The organism is Serratia sp. CY84636 (genome assembly GCF_052166245.1).
GTDB lineage: Bacteria > Pseudomonadota > Gammaproteobacteria > Enterobacterales > Enterobacteriaceae > Serratia > Serratia nevei.
On sequence record NZ_JBJNOX010000011.1, the window covers coordinates 158090 to 175549 of the forward strand.

The 17460-nt window shown below is 63.4% G+C and carries 14 protein-coding genes; all 14 read right to left on the reverse strand.

All coding sequences use genetic code 11. From position 1 onward, the window contains the following. Positions 1-12: 12 nt before the first annotated feature. Positions 13-1197: a c-type cytochrome gene (locus ACJ8QI_RS22110; RefSeq protein WP_442533095.1), complete on the reverse strand. Its 1185-nt coding sequence runs from the start codon at positions 1195-1197 to the stop codon at positions 13-15. Continuing rightward, positions 1194-3104 carry an NAD(P)-binding protein gene (locus ACJ8QI_RS22115; protein WP_442533097.1) on the reverse strand — a complete coding sequence of 637 codons (1911 nt, stop codon included), beginning with the start codon at positions 3102-3104 and terminating at the stop codon, positions 1194-1196. The genes ACJ8QI_RS22110 and ACJ8QI_RS22115 overlap by 4 nt, the downstream gene beginning before the upstream one ends. 85 nt (positions 3105-3189) lie before the next feature. After that, a complete protein-coding gene (gene patD / locus ACJ8QI_RS22120) occupies positions 3190-4614 on the reverse strand; it encodes an aminobutyraldehyde dehydrogenase (protein WP_442533098.1) in 1425 nt (474 codons plus the stop codon). Positions 4615-4649: 35 nt separating this feature from the next. Continuing rightward, a complete protein-coding gene (locus ACJ8QI_RS22125) occupies positions 4650-5456 on the reverse strand; it encodes an ABC transporter permease (protein ID WP_038874514.1) in 807 nt (268 codons plus the stop codon). Continuing rightward, entirely contained in the window at positions 5446-6390 is a 945-nt protein-coding gene (locus ACJ8QI_RS22130) for an ABC transporter permease (RefSeq protein WP_442533099.1), read from the reverse strand. The genes ACJ8QI_RS22125 and ACJ8QI_RS22130 overlap by 11 nt, the downstream gene beginning before the upstream one ends. Before the next feature lies 1 nt (position 6391). Next, positions 6392-7420, reverse strand: coding sequence for an ABC transporter ATP-binding protein (locus ACJ8QI_RS22135; RefSeq protein WP_033651579.1), 1029 nt, complete (start codon positions 7418-7420; stop codon positions 6392-6394). Between the two features lie 53 nt (positions 7421-7473). Continuing rightward, complete coding sequence (gene ydcS / locus ACJ8QI_RS22140; protein WP_033635611.1) at positions 7474-8628, reverse strand: putative ABC transporter substrate-binding protein YdcS; 1155 nt, start codon at positions 8626-8628, stop codon at positions 7474-7476. 73 nt (positions 8629-8701) lie between these two features. After that, positions 8702-10165: a gamma-aminobutyraldehyde dehydrogenase gene (locus ACJ8QI_RS22145; protein ID WP_047730064.1), complete on the reverse strand. Its 1464-nt coding sequence runs from the start codon at positions 10163-10165 to the stop codon at positions 8702-8704. 115 nt (positions 10166-10280) lie between these two features. Then, positions 10281-11204, reverse strand: a complete 924-nt coding sequence (locus ACJ8QI_RS22150; protein WP_038874511.1) for a LysR substrate-binding domain-containing protein — start codon at positions 11202-11204, stop codon at positions 10281-10283. 337 nt (positions 11205-11541) lie between these two features. Continuing rightward, positions 11542-11880: a nitrogen regulatory protein P-II gene (gene glnB, locus ACJ8QI_RS22155; protein ID WP_004847623.1), complete on the reverse strand. Its 339-nt coding sequence runs from the start codon at positions 11878-11880 to the stop codon at positions 11542-11544. 11 nt (positions 11881-11891) lie between these two features. Then, positions 11892-13514: an NAD+ synthase gene (locus ACJ8QI_RS22160; RefSeq protein ID WP_197757956.1), complete on the reverse strand. Its 1623-nt coding sequence runs from the start codon at positions 13512-13514 to the stop codon at positions 11892-11894. 130 nt (positions 13515-13644) lie between these two features. Then, entirely contained in the window at positions 13645-14985 is a 1341-nt protein-coding gene (glrR, locus tag ACJ8QI_RS22165) for a two-component system response regulator GlrR (protein WP_025303931.1), read from the reverse strand. Further along, the gene (qseG, locus tag ACJ8QI_RS22170) at positions 14982-15854 is read right to left on the reverse strand and encodes a two-component system QseEF-associated lipoprotein QseG (protein WP_197803554.1); all 873 of its coding nucleotides are present in this window, start codon (positions 15852-15854) and stop codon (positions 14982-14984) included. Before qseG ends, glrR begins: the two co-directional genes overlap by 4 nt. Positions 15855-15857: 3 nt before the next feature. Further along, positions 15858-17294, reverse strand: a complete 1437-nt coding sequence (locus ACJ8QI_RS22175; protein WP_049200747.1) for a sensor histidine kinase — start codon at positions 17292-17294, stop codon at positions 15858-15860. Between the last annotated feature and the right edge of the window lie 166 nt (positions 17295-17460).

Below are 17460 nucleotides of genomic sequence, written 5' to 3' on the forward strand. Positions count from 1 at the left end.
CGCGCTCCCCCCTCATTTCGCCTGCAGCTGGCGCGCGTCCTGCACCTGCTGCACCGTCACTGGCGCCGCCTGGTTGCCCCAGCTTCCCCGCAGATAGCTCATCAGATCCGCCGCCTGCCGATCGTTCAACGCCCAGCCATAAGCCGGCATGTCAAACGCCATCGCCTGCTGCGTGATCGGCGTATGCGCCCCCTCCAGCACCACCCGCAGCGCGGTCAGCGGATTGTCCGCCGTTACAGTGGCATTGCCCGCCAGCGCCGGAATGGCAAAATCGGTGCCCTCGCCCTTGTTGCCGTGGCAGGTCGAGCAGTACATCGCGTAGGTCGCCTTGCCGCCCGAATTATTCGCCTGCACGGCAGGCGCAGCGGCTTTGGTGGCGGTTTCCGGCGCCAGGCTGCGCAGGTACACCGCGATGGCGTTCAAATCGCCGTCGCTGAGATACTGCGTACTGTGGGTCACCACCTCGCTCATCGGCCCGGCGACCGCCGCATGGCGGCTGCGGCCGGTTTTCAGCAGCGCCGTCACCTCTTCCGGCGGCAGACCGCGCAGATTGGAGGCGTACCAGCCGTCCAGCTCGGCGCCGCTCAGGAACACCGGCTCCTTACCGTCCAGCCCCTTCTCTTGCATCGCCCAGCCGCGCGGCGTGTGGCAGCTGCCGCAATGGCCCGCGCCCTGCACCAGGTAGGCGCCGCGGTTCCACTCGGCGCTTTGCTGCGGATCTGCCTGATACGGCTGGTCGTCGTGGAACAGCTGGTTCCACACCGCCAGCGGCCAACGCATCGACAGCGGCCAGCTGATGTCGCTATCCCGGTTGGCGACGTTCTGCGGCGGCACTTCATTCATCAGATAGTCATACAGCGCGCGCATGTCTTCCGCGCTCATTTTGGCGTACGAGGTATACGGCATCGCCGGGTAAAGCCGGTGACCGTCTTTGGCCACCCCCTGGCGCATGGCGCGATCGAACTCTTCGAACGAATAGGCACCGATGCCGTGCAGCTTGTCCGGCGTGATGTTGGTGGCGTAGATAGCCCCGAGCGGCGTCGGGAACTTCATGCCTCCCGCCAGTTCAGCGCCGCCCGGCGCGGTGTGGCAGGCGGTGCAGTCGCCGGCCTTGGCCACATATTCCCCGGCCGACATCGCCTGGGCCGAGCCGCCGGCCGCCAGCAGGCCCAACAGGTACAGCGAACGCAGACTCATGCTCCCTCCTTGGCGGCAACCTTGCCGTAGGCCAGTTCGTTCACCGCGCGCCACGCCTGATCGATCGCCGAGTTGGCGTACGGGCTCCAGTCGGAATCGGAGTTGGCGATAACGATCTTGCCGATCGGCTGCCGCGCCGTTTCGATGATTTTCTTGGCTTCTTCTTCATCGTCAAACAGCCCGTTGAGGAAGTAGGAATAACCGTGCGACCAGCGGTTGACGGTGATCGCCTGAATATCGCGCTGGTGGTCGAAACCCGCCTCGCCCAGCATGCCCTGCAGCTGTTCGCGGATCATCTGCTCATGCACCTCGAACGGCGTGCCCAGCAGCAGCGCGCGCCCTTTGCGCGACTGCTCGCGCGGACTGAGGCCGCTGCCCGGCAGCGTCGGCACGTACACCATATGCAGACCGATTGGCCGATCCGGATCGCGCGGGTGCTGATACCCGCCCATGCTCACCGGGTAGTCCAGCTTCACGCGGCTGTACGGCGCGGCCGGCGAATAAATTTCGTGCACGCCCAGCTTGATGAACGGCTGCCAGTTGCGGATCACCACTTTGCTGTACACCAACGGCGCCTTGACGTTCTGCTTGAGCGCCTCCTGCTGCTCGTGCGACATCTCCGGCACCAGGTACGGAATCATCATGTTGTAGCCGGCCATCACCACCTGCCCGGCGCGCACCTTGGTCATCTTCTCGCCGGTCATGTAGGTGACTTCCACCTTGTCGCCGACGTTGGCCGCGTGCAGCCCGGTGCTGTTCAAACGCAGCTTCACCGGCGACTCCGGCCGATCGAGCTGGCTGTAGTCAAATTTGGCCAGCACCACGTCGTTCATGTCTTTGCCGGCCGGCGCCACCGCCGGGATCAGCTTGCGCACCATCAGGCGCGTCAGCGTGGCGTTGCCGTCCGGGAAGTGGAACACGTAAGGATCGTCGAGATCCGCCTGCGACTCTTCGTCCAGCGGCGGCAAATTCATGCCGCCGAGGCCCGGCAGATCGCAGATGCGCGCATCGCTGCACGACGTGCCGTCGATGCCCACCGCCTGGAAGTCGTTGGTGGTCTGCTGGAAATAACGGATCGCCAGCTCGCTCAGGCCCACTTTTTCACGCAGGAACTGGGTGTAGCTGTGGGTATCGAGCCACTCGACCTTCTGCTCCAGCGCCATCTCCGGCAGATAATCTTTCTCCACCGTATGCAGTGCGATCAGCGCCTGGCGATCGCTTTCCGGCAGCGGGAAATCACCGATGAACGCTTCATAAGAGCGGCCGTTGAGGCGAGCGCGCGGAATGTCGTCCGCCACCGTGCGGCCCGGATCGCCGCTCACCACCTTGTCGACGCCGAAGTTCTTGCGATCGAAGTAAACCCCGCGGCTCAGGTTCAGATCCGGGTAGAAGGTGGTGTCAAACGCCTGCTCCAGTTGGTCGATATCGACGCCGAGCTTGCGCAGCAGCCCCATCGCCACCGGGCTGAAGTTGGAGCGCGGCGACTGCAGCGATTCGCTGCCGCCGTAGCCGAGCAGCATGCCGTCGTCGCTGTTGAATTCGTTGCGCTTGGCGTGGCCGCCGAAGTCGTCATGGTTGTCGATCAGCAAAATGCGTTGCTGCTCGCCTTTCAGCTGCTGCCAGAAGCAGGCGGCCGCCAGCCCGCTGATGCCGGCGCCGACCACCACCAGATCGAACTCTTCAACGGCGGGTACGCTGCCGAAATCAAAGGTTTTACCGTCGCGCCCCAGCTGGTGCGCATGCTCGAACGAGCCCGGATGGTTACCCCGCAGCCCGGTCAGCGCCGGCGGGTAGTACAGGGTTTGATTGGCGGTTTGCGGCGACGCGCGCAAGATTTGCAGCGGCGTCAACCCGGCGGCGATGGTGATCGCCACCCCGTTGAGAAAATCGCGTCGGGTGATACCCATATAGGCTTCCTTTCAATTTTTATTATCATCGGCCGGCCGGGGCCGGCCCGAAGGCCGCGCTATTGTGCGGATAATTATTGTAAAATCAATGTTTGAACATCACATGACGAATGGCGGTGTAATCCTCCAACCCGTACATCGACATGTCCTTGCCGTAGCCGGACAGTTTCTGGCCACCGTGCGGCATTTCGCTCACCAACATGAAGTGGGTGTTCACCCAGGTGCAGCCGTATTGCAGGCGGGCGCTTAAGCGATGCGCGCGGCCCACGTCGCGGGTCCACACGGAAGACGCCAGCCCGTAGTTGGATTCGTTCGCCCAGGCCAGCACCTGCTCTTCGTCGTCGAACGGCGTCACCGTCACCACCGGGCCGAACACCTCGCGCTGCACGATCTCATCCTCCTGGCGCGCGCCGGCCAGCAGCGTCGGCTGGAAGTAGTAACCCGGCCCTTTCACCTTCTCGCCGCCGGTCACCACCTGCACGTGCGGCAACGCTTTGGCGCGCTCGACAAAACCGGCGACCCGCTCCAGATGCTGGGCGGTGATCAATGGCCCCAGCTCGGTGCTCTCGTCGTCCGGCGCGCCGATCTTCAGGCTGGCCACCGCCTCGCCCAGCCGCTTCACCAGCTCGGGATAAATGCTTTTCTGCGCGTAGATGCGGCAGGCGGCGGTGCAATCCTGCCCGGCGTTGTAGAAACCGAAGCCGCGAATGCCGTCCACCACCTGCTGCAGATCGGCGTCGGCAAACACCAGCACCGGCGCCTTGCCGCCCAGCTCCATATGGGTGCGCTTAATGCCGGCGGCGGTGTGGGCGATGATGTGCTCGCCGGTGGCGATCGAGCCGGTCAGCGACACCATGCGCACGTTGTCATGCCCGGTCAGCCGATCGCCGACGCTTGCGCCGCGGCCGAACAGCACGTTGAGCACGCCCGGCGGGAACAGCCCGGCGGCCAGTTCGGCCAGTTTGAAAGTGGTCAGCGGCGTCTGCTCCGACGGCTTGATCACCACGCAGTTGCCCGCCGCCAACGCCGGCGCCAGTTTCCAGGCCGCCATCATCAGCGGGTAGTTCCACGGCGCGATCGAGGCCACCACGCCGAGCGGATCGCGGCGGATCATCGAGGTATGCCCGGCCAGATACTCGCCGGCCGCCATGCCGGTCAGGCAGCGGCTGGCCCCGGCGAAGAAGCGAAACACGTCGGCCACCGCCGGCAGCTCGTCGTTCAACACGCAGTGATAAGGTTTGCCACAGTTGAGCGACTCCAGCCTGGCGAAAGTCTCGGCATGCTCGTCGATCAGATCCGCCAGCTTGAGCAGATGCTCGGCGCGCGCCTTCGGCGTGGTTTGCCCCCAGGCGGCGAACGCGGCGTCCGCCGCCAGCACCGCGCGATCGACCTGCTCCGGGCTGGCCTCCGCCACCTGCGCAATCACTTCGCCGGTCGCCGGGTTATACACCGGCTGGGTCGCGCCCTGGCCATTCACCAGGTGGCCGTCAATCAACAGTTGGCTTTGCATAGGGTTATCCTTTTATCAGAGGTCGGGTAAGGAAATTATTTGCCGCTGCCGGCGACGCTTTCCCCACCTTTGGTCAGGTAGTAAGCGCCGAGGATCGGCAGCATGGTCAACAGCATTACCGACAGTGCCACCACGTTGGTGATCGGCACGTCGCGCGGGCGACCGAGCTGGTTCAGCAGCCACAGCGGCAGCGTGCGCTCGTGGCCGGCGGTAAAGGTGGTCACGATGATTTCATCGAACGACAGCGCGAACGCCAGCATGCCCCCGGCCAGCAGCGCCGAGCCGAGGTTTGGCAAGATCACGTAACGGAAGGTTTGCCAGCCGTCGGCGCCGAGATCCATCGACGCTTCGATCAGGCTGTACGAGGTGCGGCGGAACCGGGCGATGACGTTGTTGAACACGATCACCACGCAGAACGTCGCATGGCCGACGACGATAGTCAGGATACCCGGCTCGATATTCAGCGCCTTGAACGCCGCCAGCAGCGCCAGACCGGTGACGATCCCCGGCAGCGCGATCGGCAGCAGCAACAGCAGCGAAATGCTGTCCTTGCCGAAGAAATCGCGCCGATACAGCGCCGCCGCCGCCAGCGTGCCGAGCACCAGCGCGATGGCGGTCGCCAGGCAGGCGATCTGCGCCGACAGCAGCACCGCATCGATGATGTCCTGCCGCCCGGCGGCAACGTTGAACCAGTGCAGCGTGAAGCCCTTCGGCGGGAAGCTGAAGGCGGCATCCTCGGTGTTGAAGGCGTAGATGGCGATGATCGCCAACGGGAAATGCAGGAAGATCAGTCCGCCCCAGGCGGCCAGCTTCAGCCCTAAGGGCGCGCGTTCAGAGTGCATCGAAAGCCCCCAGACGTTTGACGATGGAAAGGTAAATGGCGATCAGGACGATCGGCACCAGCGTAAAGGCCGCGGCCATCGGCATATTGCCGATCGCACCCTGCTGGGCGTACACCATGCTGCCGATGAAATAGCCCGGCGGCCCCACCAGCTGCGGCACGATAAAGTCGCCCAGCGTCAGCGAGAAGGTGAAAATCGACCCGGCGGCGATGCCCGGCACCGCCAGCGGCAAAATGACGTGGCGGAGGGTCTGCGCCGGTCGCGCGCCCAGATCCGCCGAGGCGTGCAGCAGCGAAGGCGGCAGGCGCTCCAGCGCCGCCTGGATCGGCAGGATCATGAACGGCAGCCAGATATAGACGAATACCAAAAAACGCCCCAGCCCCGAGGTCGACAGCGTGTTGCCGCCGACGCCGGGCACCGTCAGCAGCGAAGCCAACAGCGGCTCCAGCCCCAGGTGCTGCAGGAACCACTGCGCCACGCCGTCCTTCGCCAGCAGCAGGGTCCAGGCATAGGCTTTAACGATATAGCTGGCCCACATCGGCATCATCACCGCGATGTAAAAGAACGCCTTGACGCGGCCGCTGGTGTAACGCGCCATGTAATAGGCGATCGGGAACGCCAGCGCCGCGCTGGCCAGCGACACCAGCACCGCCATGGTCAGCGTCCGCAGAATGATGTCGTAGTTGGCCGGGTTGAACAGCGCCGCCAGGTTGGCGAAGGTCAGATCCGGCGTCACCGCCATGGTGAAATCGTCGAAGGTGTAAAACCCTTGCCACAGCAGCGTCAGCAGCGAACCGAGGTACACCGCGCCGAACCACAGCAGCGGCGGCACCAGCAGCAAAAGCAGATACAGCGTCGGCCGGCGATAAAGCCAGGTCGACAGCGCGCGCACGGTACCGCCGCGCGCCGAGGGGGAATCGATGCTCATGTCCATCTCACCTCTCCTCCAGCAGCGGTACCATCGCCGCGCGCGGCCAGCAGGCGACGATCGGCTGGCCGATCTGCCGCTGTTGCCCTTCGGCGATCCACTGCGGATTGGCCTGGCTGACCAGCAGCTTTTCGCCGCCGTTCAGCGCGATTTCATACCGCGTGGCCGCACCCTGGTAATGGATTTCCTGCAGCGTGCCCTGCACCTGGATCTCGTCCTGCGCCGCGCCGCCGTGCTCCAGCAGGCGGATGTGTTCCGGCCGGATCGAGAACGTCCGGCTTTCGCCGAGCAGGCGCTGCGCCAGCTCGCTGCGCACCACGTTGGAGGTGCCGACGAACTCGGCGACGAACGGCGTCTTCGGCCGCATGTAAAGCTCGCGCGGCGTATCCACCTGTTCGATGCGGCCGTTATTGAACACCGCCACCCGATCGGACATCGACAGCGCTTCGCTTTGATCGTGGGTGACGAAGATAAAGGTGATGCCCAGCTGGCGCTGCAGCTTCTTCAGCTCGCCCTGCATCTGCTCGCGCAGCTTGAGATCCAGCGCGCCGAGCGGTTCGTCCAGCAGCAGCACCCGCGGCCGATTGACCAGCGCGCGCGCCAACGCCACGCGCTGCCGCTGGCCGCCCGACAGGTGCGCAGGCTTGCGTTCGGCAACGAAACCGAGCGCCACGCTCTCCAGCGCCTCTTGCGCCCGCGCCAGCCGCTCACGTTTGGCGACGCCCTTCACCATCAGGCCGTAGGCGACATTTTCCAGCACCGACATGTGCGGGAACAGCGCGTAATCCTGAAACACCGTATTCACGTCGCGCTGATACGGCGGCAGGTTGGCGGCTTCCTGGCCGTGAATGCGAATCGAGCCGGAAGTGAGCTGTTCAAAGCCGGCGATCAGGCGCAGGCAGGTGGTTTTGCCCGAGCCGGACGGCCCGAGCATGGAGAAGAATTCTCCGTCCTGAATGTCGATGGATACCCGATCCACGGCGCGAACATCGCCGAAAGTCCGCGAAACATCGATGAATTGCACGGCAATGGTCATTTTCTGTGCTCCATACTGATGTAGTTCGGGCGCAGCGGGCTGCGCCCCGCGGCTTAGCGGCCGCCCATGATGGCGATGTAATCCTGGGTCCAGCGGCTGTACGGCACGAACTTGCCGCCCTGCGCCTGCGGCGTTTTCCAGAAGGCGATTTTGTCGAACTGGTTGAAGCCGTTGGTTTCGCAGCCCTTCTCACCCAACAGCGCGCTGGCCTTGCAGCCCGCCGGTGAAGCCGGCACCGATCCGAACCAGGCCGCCACGTCGCCCTGCACCTTCGGCTCCAGCGACCAGTTCATCCACTGGTAGGCGCAGCTCGGGTGCTTGGCATCGGCATGCAGCATGGTGGTGTCCGCCCAGCCGGTCACGCCCTCTTTCGGGAACACGGTGGCGATCGGCTGCCCCTCGCCCTTCAGGGCGTTGGCCTGATACGGCCAGGCGCTGGAGGCCACCACACCTTCGTTTTTAAAGTCGCTCATCTGCACCGAGGTGTCGTGCCAGTAGCGGTGGATCAGCGCGTGCTGGCTGCGCAGCAGCTTCAGCGCCGCCTGATACTGCTCTTCGTTGAGCTGATAAGGATCGCTGATGCCGAGCTGCGGCTGGGTGGCCTTCAGGAACAGCGCCGCGTCGGCGATGTAGATCGGGCCGTCGTAAGCCTGCACCCGCCCTTGGTTGCTCTTGCCGTCCGGCAGGTTCTGCTGCTGGAAGATCACCGCCCAGCTGTCCGGCGGCGTCGGGAAGGTTTTGGTGTTGTACATCAGCAGGTTCGGCCCCCACTGGTACGGCGTGCCGTAGGTTTTTCCGTCCACGGTGTACCAGGCGCCGTTCAGCAGGCGCGGATCGATGTTCTTCCAGTTAGGGATCAGCGCGGTGTTGATCGGCTGCACCCGCTTGCCGAAGATCAGGCGCAGCGAGGCGTCGCCGGAGGCGGTCACCAGATCGTAGCCGCCCTTGGCCATCAGGCTGACCATTTCATCGGAGGTGGCGGCAGTCTTCACGTTCACCGCGCAGCCGGTTTGCTTTTCAAACTGGGTGACCCAGTCGTAGTTTTTGTCGGACTGGCCGCGTTCGATGTAGCCGGGCCAGGCGATGATATCCAGCCGGCCTTCGCCTTTGCCCAGCGACTGCGGCAGATCGGCCGCCTGGGCCAGGCCGCACAGCACGGTGAGACAGAGCGCGGAGACGGTGGTGGTGACTGCGGTAGTTTTTCTCATCGTAATTACCCCTGTGTTGCGTATCTGTGTGCGGCAGGGAACGGCTGCCGCCTGATTTTGCTTTATAGAACCGCTAGAAGCTGGCTTTGAACTTCGCCATTACGTGCCTGACAACGCTGTAATCCTGCAGTGAATCGCTGGACAGATCCTTGCCGTACCCGGAGCGTTTCAGGCCGCCGTGCGGCATCTCGCTCGCCAAGGTGAAATGGGTGTTGATCCAGGTGCTGCCGTACTGCAGATGGGCGGCGATGTGCAGCGCCCGATCGATATTTTGCGTCCACACCGACGAAGCCAGCCCGTATTCCGAGTCGTTGGCCCACTCGACCGCCTGCTCCAGGTGTTCGAAGCGCGTGATGCTGACCACCGGGCCAAATACCTCGCGCTGCACGATTTCGTCGCTTTGCAGGCAGCCCGCCAGCAGGGTCGGCTGGTAGTAGAACCCCGGCCCGGAGTGGGCCGCGGCGCCGGTGATCAATTCGATATGCGGTTGGCTGAGCGCTCGCTCGACGAAGCTGGCGACGCGATCGCGCTGGCGGCTACTTATCAACGGGCCGATCTCGTTGTCCTGATCGCGCTTGCGGGCAAAGCGCAGGCTGGCAACCGCCTCGCCCAGCGCGTCCACCAGCTTGGGATAGATGCCCGCCTGCGCGTAGATGCGGCAGGCGGCGGTGCAGTCCTGGCCGGCGTTGTAATAGCCGTAGGTGCGGATGCCGTTGACCACCTCGTCGAGATCGGCATCGTCGCAGACGATCACCGGCGCCTTGCCCCCCAGTTCCAGGTGGGTGCGCTTGACGCTTTTGGCCGCCGCCTGAAGAATTTTTTGCCCGGTGACGATATCGCCGGTGACCGACACCAGCCGCACCTGCGGGTGCCCCACCAGCTGGCTGCCGACCCCTTCCCCGCCGCCGTAGACGATATTCAGCACGCCCGGCGGCAGGATCTCCTGCAGCGCCGGCACCAGCGCCAGAATGGTCAGCGGCGTATGTTCGGAGGGTTTAAACACCACGGTATTGCCCGCCGCCAACGCTGGCGCAATCTTCCACGCCGCCATCATCAGCGGATAGTTCCAGGGGGCGATCGAGGCCACCACGCCGATCGGATCGCGGCGGATCATCGAGGTGTGGCCCGGCACATACTCGCCGGCCAGCTGCCCTTGCTGCGTGCGCACCGCGCCGGCGAAGAAGCGGAACACGTCGACCGCCGCCGGCAGATCGTCATTGAGCGCCTGATGCAGCGGTTTACCGCAGTTGAGGGCTTCCAGCTGCGCCAGCTGCGGCGCCTGCCGCTCGATGGCGTCGGCGATGCGCAGCAACAGAGCGGCGCGCTGGGCCGGCGTGGTGCGCGACCAGTGGCCAAACGCCTGCTGCGCGGCTTTCACCGCGCCGCCGACCTGCGCCGAAGAGGCTTCGGTCAGGGCGATTAGCGTCTCGCCGTTGGCCGGATTGACGATGCACTCCTGCTGGCCTTCGCCGTCGACCAACTGACCGTTAATGAACTGCTGACAGGACAAACCTGAGAGAACCTGCACATCTGCCATCGCCTGACGCCCCTAAGTGACAAAAACGTTAACCAAATGTGAATAAGTTAGTTTTAATCAGCCTAAGCGAGCCTCTGGCGGGCAACAAATTCTAAATACTGAACGACGCGTTCGATTAAATCGAATGCTTAAGCCCGGCGGCATGTTTGCTGCCGTTCTCGCGCGCGATGGTAAGGAACGGCGTCACCAGCTCCGGCCGCGCGCTGCCGCGCCGCCACGCCAGCCCGATATCCAGCGGCTCCAGCAGATCGTCCAGCTTGCGCGCTTCGATCATGTTGCCCTCGAGCGACCAGGCGCGGTACGCCATATCCGGCTGGATGGAGACCCCCATCCCCGCCGCCACCAGGCTGCGCACCGCCTCGGTAGAGGCGGTCTTCATGGCGATCTCCGGCTTCAGCCCGGCGCGCGACCAGATGCGCCGCGCATGCACGTCCATTTCATCGGCGTTGAGCTGGATCAGCGGCTGTTTGGCCACGTCCGCCAGGCTGATGCTCTCGTGCTCCAGCAGCGGGTGCAGCGGCGGCAGCCACAGGCGATACGGCGAGTGCATCAGCACCTCGGTCTGCAGCGCGTCGCGGTCTTCGATGTTCGACAGGATCAGCACGCCGATGTCGATCTCGCCGCTGACCAGCAGATGCTCGATATACGGGCGCTCGTCTTCAACCACCTGCACGGTGACGTTGGGATAGGCCGATTTAAAGCGCGTGAGCAGCTCCACCAGGAAGTAGCCGGCCACCAGGCTGGTGACGCCGACGGTCAGCTTGCCGGTCAGGCTTTCGGTGCCGATCTGCAGGCTGCGCTTGGCGTTGTCCACCGTCGCCAGGATCAGATACGACTGGCGCAGGAACTGATGCCCCTGATGGGTCAGCGTCATGCCCTTGGCGTGGCGATCGAACAGCCGCACGCCAATCTCGGTTTCCAACTGCTGGATCGCCAGCGTCAGCGAAGACTGGGAGACAAACACCGCCTGGGCGCCGGCGGAGATCGACCCGGTTTCCGCCACCGCGATGAAGTGGCGGATTTGGCGTAACGTCATCATCCCCATCGCCTTTCAAGCCGCTGCGTTGTTGTCTGCGTGCGCTTACCCCAGTCACTTACTTGAGTAAGCTCCTGGGGATGCACGCCCTTGCCGCCTAGCCGCAACTTGAAATTCATTGGGGATCACCTCAATCAAGATAGTTAGATTGATTGTAGATCCCGCGAGAAAAGCGATCGGAAAAAGTATCAAAAACGCGATAGCGTTCGCTTTTTTAGAATGCCGACGAGCAAAAAGAGGGGAACGGCGAGGCGAAGAAGCATGATGCGCGGGGGGGGGGGGGCAGAAATGACAAGGGCGCAGCACGCTGCGCCCTGATGGCCGATGATCCTGCGGAGGATCAGATCGCTTCTTCGTCCTGCTCGCCGGTACGGATACGCACCACGCGCGCCACGTCGAAGACGAAGATTTTGCCGTCGCCGATCTTGCCGGTCTGCGCGGTCTGCATGATGGTTTCCACGCAGGTGTCGACGATGTCGTCGGCAACCACGATCTCGATCTTCACCTTAGGCAGAAAGTCGACCATGTACTCGGCACCGCGGTACAGCTCGGTGTGGCCCTTCTGGCGGCCGAAGCCTTTCACTTCGGTGACCGTCATACCGGTGATGCCCACTTCGGCCAGCGCTTCGCGGACGTCATCCAGTTTGAACGGCTTGATAATCGCGTCGATCTTTTTCATCTTCTTTCCTTTTACCAATTTTTGCGGCCAAAACCGGATGTGATGGGGTAGCGGCGGTCTTTGCCGAAGTTACGGGCGGTGATGCGCGGCCCGACGGCGGCCTGACGCCGCTTGTATTCGTTGATATCCACCAGGCGGATCACCTTGCGCACGATCGCTTCGTCGAACCCTTCGGCCACCAGATCGGCAACCGACTTGTCGCGTTCAACGTAGCCTTCCAGGATCGCGTCCAGGATATCGTACGGCGGCAGGCTGTCCTGATCGACCTGATCCGGCGCCAGCTCGGCGGACGGCGGACGATCGATCACCCGCTGCGGGATCACGTAGGACACGGTGTTACGGTATTCGGACAGCTTGAACACCAGCGTTTTCGGCACGTCCTTCAGCACGTCGAAACCGCCGGCCATATCGCCGTACAGCGTGGCGTAACCCACCGCCATTTCGCTCTTGTTGCCGGTGGTCAGCACGATGCTGCGGCGTTTGTTGGACAGCGCCATCAGCACCACCCCGCGGCAACGCGCCTGCAGGTTTTCTTCGGTGGTGTCGCGCTCGGTGCCGGCGAACATCGGCGACAGCTGGCCCATAAAGGCGTCGAACATCGGTTCGATGGAGACGATATCGAACTCCACGCCGAGGATTTCCGCCTCTTCCTTGGCGTCGGCGATGCTGATATCCGCGGTATAGCGGAACGGCATCATCAGCGCCTGCACCTTGTCTTTACCCAACGCATCCACGGCGATCGCCAGCGTCAGCGCCGAGTCGATGCCACCGGACAGGCCCAGCACCGCGCCTTTAAAGCCGTTTTTGGTCACGTAGTCGCGCACCGCCAACACCAGCGCTTGGTACACCTGCGCCAGCTGCGGCAGCTCAGCGGCCGGATCGGTCATCGGCACCACGGCCAGCTCATTGAATTCCAGACGAGTCACCTGCTCGTCGAAGGCCGCCAGACGGTGGGTCATGGTGCCGGCGGCGTCAAATACCTTGGAGCAGCCGTCGAAGATCAGCTCATCCTGGCCGCCGACCTGATTGAGGTACACCAGCGGCAGCTGGGTGCGCTGGCAGTGGCCGGCCATCAGCGTTTTGCGGATATACGGCTTTTCGCGGTTATACGGCGAGGCGTTGATCGACAGGATAATTTCCGCGCCGGCCGCCTTGGCGGCGTCGATCGGCTCAGGGAACCACAGATCTTCGCAAATCAGCAGACCCAGACGGTAGCCTTTCAGCTCCACCACGCAGGTGTCGTTGCCGGCGTGGAAATAGCGCTTCTCATCGAACACGCCGTAGTTCGGCAGCTGCTGCTTGAAGTAGCGGGTCAGCAGGCGGCCTTCGGCAAACAGCGACAGCGCGTTATACAGCTTGTCGCCTTCGCGCCACGGGTGGCCGACCAGGATCGCCGTCTCGGCGGAGGCTTGCTGCAGGCGCAGCAGCTGCGCGTCGCAGCGCTGATAGAAGTCATTGCGATACAGCAGATCTTCCGGCGGGTAGCCGGACAGCGCCAGTTCGCTGAACATGACCAGATCGGCTCCCGCCTTCTGCTGCTCCTGCACGATTTGCAACATGCGTTCGGTGTTGCCTTCAATGTCGCCGACCAGCAGGTTCAGCTGGGCCAGGGCGATGGAAAGTGATCTGCTCATTTGTGTACGATCCCGCTTAATACGTTCCATGGTGCTCTACGCCGGGGCGCGCCGCGGCAAAGAGAACGGAGTGTAAATCATTCCGCCGGATTTGTTGAGAACCTGCGTGGCAGGCGCCGGCGGCAAACTGTCATTCTTTAAAATCGTTGGCGTCCAGCTCGTGGCGCGACAGCAATTTGTAAAACTCGGTGCGGTTGCGGCCCGCCATGCGCGCGGCCTGGGTCACGTTGCCCTTGGTGATCTGCAGCAGCTTGCGCAGGTAGTGCAACTCGAACTGGTTGCGCGCTTCGGCGAAGGTCGGCAGCGCGGTGTTTTCCCCTTCCAGCGCCTGCTCCACCAGCGCTTCGCTGATCACCGGCGCCGAGGTCAGCGCCACGCACTGCTCGATGACGTTGACCAGCTGACGCACGTTGCCCGGCCAGCTGGCGGTCATCAGCCGCTTCATGGCGTCGGTCGAGAAGCTGCGCACGAACGGCTTGTGCCGCTGAGCCGCCTCGCGCAACAGGTGGTTGGCCAGCAGCGGGATATCTTCGGCGCGTTCGTTGAGCGCCGGGATCTTCAGGTTCACCACGTTGAGGCGGTAGTAGAGATCCTCGCGGAACTCGTTCTTCGCCATCGCCTTTTGCAGATCGCGGTGGGTGGCGGAGATGATGCGCACGTCAATGTCCAGATCGCGGTTGCTGCCCAGCGGCCGCACCTTGCGCTCTTGCAGCACGCGCAGCAACTTCACCTGCAGCGACAGCGGCATATCGCCGATCTCGTCGAGGAACAGCGTGCCGCCCGCCGCCGCCTGGAACAGCCCTTCGCGGCTGCTGACCGCGCCGGTAAAGGCGCCCTTGGCGTGGCCGAACAGTTCGGACTCCAGCAGCTGCTCCGGCAGCGCACCGCAGTTGATGGCGATAAACGCCTTGCCGGCGCGCGGGCTGGCGGCGTGGATCGCCTGCGCCACCACCTCTTTACCGGTGCCGCTCTGGCCGTTGATCAAGACGCTGACGTCGGACTGCGCCACCATTTTCACCTGCTCCAGCAGGCGCAGCATCAGCGGGCTGCGGGTGACGATGTCTTCGCGCCAGGCCTCGTCGCCGGCCGGGGTGGCCGACAGCGCGAGCGCTTCGTCGATGGCCTTATACAGCGCATCGCGATCCACCGGTTTGGTGAGGAAGCTGAACACCCCCTGCTGGGTGGCGGCCACCGCATCGGGAATCGAACCGTGCGCGGTGAGGATGATCACCGGCATGCCCGGCTGATGCTTTTGGATCTCGGCGAACAGCGCCATGCCGTCCATCTCGTCCATACGCAGATCGCTGATCACCAGATCGATCTGTTCGCGCGCCAGCAGGCGCAGCGCTTCCTGGCCGCTTTCGGCGGTGGTGACGTGAAAACCTTCGCTGGTCAGACGCATGCCCAGCAGCTTCAGCAGGCTGGGATCGTCGTCAACCAAGAGCAAATTGGCCGGTTTGCGTGCGGTCATTGCGCGTGGGACTCCTTATTGGCAGGGTGCGGCGTATAGGTGTCTTCCGGTTCAACCGGCAGCGCGGTGCCTTTTTCCGGTTCGTCCTGCGATTCAGCCCCTTTGGCGGCCGCGCCGTTTTTACCGGCGGCTTCGCCCTTTTGCGAACCTGCGCTGTTGTCCGGGATTTCCCCTTGCAACTGCTTGCGCGAAGAGAGCTGGCGCTCGATGTCGGTCAGGTTCTCCAGCTTGCGCGAGGTGTCCTGCAGCTGAGATTGCAGACGCGCCTGGCTCTGGCGCAGCGAATCGATCTGACTGTCGCTGCTCTCCTGCAGATGCTGATAGCGAGCTTTCTCATCGAACAGCGTGATCTGCAGCAATTGCTGCTGGCGCCACAGCTGCGTCAGCGGACGCAGTGAACCGGGGAATTCCATCCGGTAGCTGTTGATCCTGTCGATGATCTGGCGGCGTTCGCCGGAGGTCGGCTGCGCGCTGCCCAGCAGGATGCTCTGTTTGAAAACGCCGGACCAGCTGTCGCCAGGCACCGTTTTCGCCAGCGCACGCGCCTGGGTCGACCCGATGCGATCGGCGCAGTCCATCGCGCGCAGCCAGTAGAGCGAGTTAGCCAGCGCGTCCTTGTCGTCCAACTGCCACAGGGTATCGCAAGCCGCGGTGCGGTAATCGATCACCTTGGTATCCGGGATCGCCTCTTGCTGCTGAGGGTTCAGGCCACCGCTGACGGCGCGATCGACGCAGCCCGCCAGCAACAGCGGCATAAAGAAGACGGCACCCAACCAGCTGATCGGGCGTTTGCCGAGCGGCGCTCTGTGCGTGGCACGCGGTGAACGTTCGGTCTGTGAAAGACGAAGGCGTTTAGACCATGTGTACATTATTTATTCATTCTCGGCGGTTAACGGCAGTTCAATGCGGAAGCAGACGTCTGCACCGGCGACCGTCGCCAGTTGCAGCTCACCGCGCATGCGACGGATACAGTCCTGAGCGATGCTCAACCCCAGTCCGCTTCCTTTTACCGCCCCTTTTCGCTGGTGACTACCCTGGAAAAAAGGCTCGAAAATCATGGCTCTTTCAGCCTCGGGGATCGGCGTGCCGGTATTGGCGACGTCGATTTGCACCCGTTGTCCAACCTGACGGCTGCGGATCCAAATGTTACCGGATTCCTTGCCGTAGTGCACCGCATTGGAGTAGAGATTATCCAGCACGCGCATTAATAGCGTAGGCTCTGCCCAGCAGATTTCCGCCTCCAGCGTAATTTCGGTGGAAATCATCTTCGCCCGCGCCGGCAAACTGTGCGCGGCGACCACCAAATCGACCATTTCGCGCAGCTCGACGTTCTCGTGTTCCGCCGGGCCATCGGCCAGTTTGCGGTTGTAATCCAACAGCTGTTCAATCAGCTGCTGCAGATGGCGGCTGCTGTTGTCGAGGATCGCCACCACCTCTTTCTGATCGGAAGTCAGCGGCCCCGCCACCTCGTCGGCCAGCAGTTCGGTGCCTTCACGCATGCTGGCCAACGGCGTTTTCAGCTCGTGCGAAATATGGCGCAGGAACTCGTGGCGCTGCGACTCCAGCCACGCCAGCCGCTCGCTCAGCCAGATGATGCGCTGCGCCAGCGAACGCAGCTCGCGCGGCCCTTTGAATGACGCGGTGCTGCCCAGCGCACGCCCTTCCCCCAGGCGGTTGATCATCCGCTCCACGGCCTTGACCGGCCCGATGATCATGCGGGTGAACAGCACCACCAGCAGCACGCTGACCAGGAACAGCAGCAGCGCCTGCCAGCCGAAGAACTGGCCGCGCTCGGCAATGGCCTGCTGCAGCTGCTGGCCGCGCGAGAACACCACCGCGCGCGTGGCCTGCACCATTTCGGCGTTGGAACGGGAGAACGACTCGAGCAAGGCGGAAGCCTCTTGGTCCGGCCCGCTGTTATGGCATTTGATCGCCGCCAGTTGGGTCAGCAACTGGCGCAGCGTTTGGTAGTAGCGCTCGTCCGGCAGGATCGGCGCGTGGGCGTCCAGCATCTGCGAATACTGCTTGCGCTGGTTCTGGTACAGCTTCTGCAGCGTAGGATCGACCAGCACGCAGTACTGACGATAGCTGCGCTCCATCTCCAGCGCCACGCTGGTCATCGCCTCGCTGCGCCGCGCGTCCACCAGCGTGGTGCGGTTGATGTCCGCCGCCTGCGCGCTGAGGTGATCCAGACTCTGGTAGGCCTGATAGGCCAGCACCAGCAGCGGCAACAGCACCAACAGGAACGCCAGCAGCACCAATTGCCGCAGCGAACGGGGGAATAAACGCCATTTTTTCAACGAAATCATCTCATTCTCTCAGCTCTGTCACGATGCTAACTGACTCGCCGGAAAGAGAAAAGCCCGGCAAGGGAGAATCCTGAACGCACAAGGAAAAAGCTGCGGGTTCGGTGAACCGCGCCCATAGGCCTGGCCTGCCGACGGCATGCGGCCTCGGTAACATCAACCGGTGTGA